Consider the following 1,190-nt stretch of genomic DNA (forward strand, 5'->3'; position numbering starts at 1 on the left):
GGCCCCGGCAAGGTCCCGGTCCGGATCGTGTGGAAGCCCGTGCTCACCGACGCCGACTCGATCCGCCGGATGTGCCAGGAGGCCTCCGCCTCCGACACCTGTGTGGGAGTGATCGTGTGGATGCACACCTTCTCCCCGGCCAAGATGTGGATCGCCGGCCTCGCCGCCCTGGACGTGCCCCTGCTGCACCTGCACACCCAGTACAACCTGTCGCTGCCCTGGCCGAGCATCGACATGGACTTCATGAACCTCAACCAGGCCGCCCACGGCGACCGCGAGTTCGCCCACATCGAGTCCCGCGTCGGCGTCGACCGCAAGATCGTCGCCGGTCATGCCACCGACCCCAGGGTCGTGCGGCGCATCGCCGCCTGGGCCCGCGCCGCCGTCGGCCGGCACGCCTCCCGCACGCTGCGTCTGGCGCGCTTCGGCGACAACATGCGCGATGTCGCGGTGACCGAGGGCGACAAGGTCGAGGCCCAGATGCGGTTCGGGTTCTCGGTCAACACCTACGCGGTCAACGACCTGGTCGCCGTCGTCGACGCCGTCGAGGACAAGGCGGCCGCCGAACTCGCCGCCGAATACGTCGAGTCCTACGACGTCGTGCCCGCCCTGCGCCCCGGCGGCATCCGCCACGACTCGCTCCTGTACGCCGCCCGCCAGGAACTGGGCCTGCGCACCTTCCTCACCGAGGGCGGCTTCACCGCCTTCACCACCAACTTCGAGGACCTCGGCGGGCTGCGCCAGCTGCCCGGCCTGGCCGTCCAGCGCCTGATGGCCGACGGCTACGGCTTCGGCGGCGAAGGCGACTGGAAGACCTCCGCACTGCTGCGCACCATGAAGGTCATGGGCCAGGGCCAGTCCGGCGGCACCACCTTCATGGAGGACTACACCTACCACCTCGGCCCCGGCACCCCGCGCGTGCTCGGCGCCCACATGCTGGAGGTCTGCCCCTCGGTGGCCGCCGCCCGCCCCCGCTGCGAGATCCACCCCCTGTCCATCGGCGGCCGCGAGGACCCGGTCCGCCTGGTCTTCGACGCGGCCGAGGGCCCCGCCGTCGTCGTCGGCCTCTGCGACCTGGGCGACCGCTTCCGGCTGACCGCCAACGCCGTCGACGTCGTCGGCCCCAGCGAGCCCCTGCCCCAGCTCCCCGTGGCCCGGGCGGTGTGGAAGCCGCGCCCCTCACTCGCGGA

1 protein-coding gene is annotated in these 1,190 nt (G+C 72.2%); it reads left to right on the top strand.

The features are described from left to right. The coding region (gene araA, locus AQJ46_RS51205) for an L-arabinose isomerase (RefSeq protein ID WP_059212221.1) at nucleotides 1-1,190 on the top strand (1,190 nt) is incomplete at both ends.

The organism is Streptomyces canus (genome assembly GCF_001514145.1).
GTDB lineage: Bacteria > Actinomycetota > Actinomycetes > Streptomycetales > Streptomycetaceae > Streptomyces > Streptomyces canus.